This is a genomic window from Arsenicibacter rosenii, assembly GCF_001870735.1.
Taxonomy (GTDB): domain Bacteria; phylum Bacteroidota; class Bacteroidia; order Cytophagales; family Spirosomataceae; genus Arsenicibacter; species Arsenicibacter rosenii.
The window spans coordinates 1-2,026 of record NZ_MORL01000110.1; the positions used below are offsets into that span (position 1 = coordinate 1).

Consider the following 2,026-nt stretch of genomic DNA (forward strand, 5'->3'; position numbering starts at 1 on the left):
GTGGAGCAGCGGTGTTTTGGGCACTAACAGGTTGCGAAAGCTTTTCCGGTACGTACCAGAACGGAATACTGACCAGTTCTTCCGGCTCCGGTTGCTTCGGGGCTTTTATGCTGATCCGGAGCAGGTTATACCCAATCCGCAGATTACCGGGCACCAGCACCGTTTGCCAGCCTTTCTGCTCTAGTGGCCCGGCATGGGTAAAGACAAGGCCTGGCTGCGCAATCACCGAATCATTCACCGCAACCTGCACCAGTTTGTTTACCTGCTGACTGCTCCAGACCGCATACTGTTGCCGCCAAGCCGGTCCCCGGAGCGAATCAGGCCATGCCGGCTCCACCGCAATTTTGGTAAAGAGCGTATCCAGTGCCTTCGGGTACGCAATAAAGAGTTTTAAAAAGGGCTCGCGGATTACATCTGCCTGAATCGTCGCCGCATCGACATAGCTATCGGCGGGCCGTTGGTTTTCATAGTTAGCAGGGTTGATATACAAACTGTCTACACGGGCAGTAAACAAATGCCGCCGGTTCAGCAGTGAGATACGGTTTTCGTTCTGCAATTGATCATGTGAGAACTCAACCATGAAAATAACCATGAACACTATGTAAAAAGTAGCATAAAAACGGGTAAGTTTCTGCCTTGGGATATTGCTCAGAAACGTATTTAAGATGTACGACATTGGCCGGTAGGTGCCCATATAGACAATCTGCAAAATCTTCGTAAGCCGGTAATGCAGGTGATTGGCCCGGGGGTTATCGCGAAATCGTTTCAGCGACAGGATGGGAATAAGCAGCGACCCTCCAAAGAAGAAAACATTAATGCAGGTATTTAAAATAAGCCAGGCCACTTCGGGAATATTCGGTTTAATAAACACGAACAAACCAAGGGCCACAATGTATGCAACCGCCACAACAAAAGCTAGTAATGCTGACTGGAAAGCCAGTGCAAACAGAACATTACTTCGTTTATCAAGCCAGAGAATATACCGGTCAAGGGGACCAAGCTCTTCCGCCAGACGCTTTTGTGTGTACCCTGTTGACATCGGCAGCCGGTCATACTGAATACCTTCCGGAAAAACAGCCTGCAAGCCGACCAGTCCAACCCAGAAGGCACGCATGATGAAATTACACAGGAAGGCCATAAACAACATATAGCTGGCCGCCTTAAACAGACTATAGGCCATAGCAGGGAGCCGGCCGGAAAAATCAGGACTGTTGTTTAGAAAATTGTACTGAATGTACGAAAACAATGAGTCGAGCATGTCGGGCCATTGGATGATGGCAAACATGGCCACACCTGAAATGGCTAATTCCAGGTTCCAGCTTTGGTTGGTGAGTTCACGCAGTTTGGCCTGCTCTTCAGGGGTAAGTGATGACGGCGAAGGGGGTGTTTCGGTGTTCATTGTTGGGTTACGTAGCTTACACAAATACGTGCAAATGTTACCGGATTATTGCCAAACCGGCGTTTGCATGCCCCAAGATAACCCCTTTTGCCTGTTCGTCAAACAGGTAATCACATTATTCCCGCATTGTTCCCGCTCCTTTAAATAACCCTTTGACAGTGCTGCTCCGGCGTCGGGATACCTCAATAAACTTACCATCGCATAACTGTAGCCATGTCCGGCCGGGCCGGCCGGAAACGGAATGCAGCAGGCGGACATAGGCCGGATTAACGATTGCTTTTTTACTGATCCGGACAAACTGGCTAAGCTCCCGTTCGTATTTTTTTAATGTATAGGCACTTAACCGCACCGGCCGGTCTATCAGGTAAATACGGGTATAGTTCCAGTCGCCTTCCAGCCAGACGATTCTTGAAATGTCGATTGTCTCACAATCGCATCGGATTTGGTAAACAGGATTCATAAACGAGCCAACAGATTTTTTGATTTAACCAATTGGCGTGGATATAGCGGACGGAGTTGTGCAGGCTTTTTTCCGTTCCGTGAACTGTTCAGCTTTTTCCGGCAGCATATATTTAGCTTGAATAGCTTACGGGCAATGTCTTCTGATTTAATCCACAACCCCAAAAC

General features: G+C 48.5%; 2 protein-coding genes. Both read right to left on the reverse strand.

The genetic code is table 11. The annotated features are described in order from the left end of the window. Window positions 1-1,399 (reverse strand): hypothetical protein (locus BLX24_RS30105; protein WP_071506882.1); only part of this gene is annotated, 1,399 nt, incomplete at its 3' end. 115 nt (window positions 1,400-1,514) lie between these two features. Continuing rightward, complete coding sequence (locus tag BLX24_RS30110; protein WP_071506883.1) at window positions 1,515-1,859, reverse strand: LytR/AlgR family response regulator transcription factor; 345 nt, start codon at window positions 1,857-1,859, stop codon at window positions 1,515-1,517. Between the last annotated feature and the right edge of the window lie 167 nt (window positions 1,860-2,026).

Coding starts and splice junctions, on each gene's coding strand:
- BLX24_RS30110 (WP_071506883.1), bottom strand. CDS start 1,859: ATGAATCCTGTTTACCAAATCCGATGCGATTGTGAGACAATCGACATT.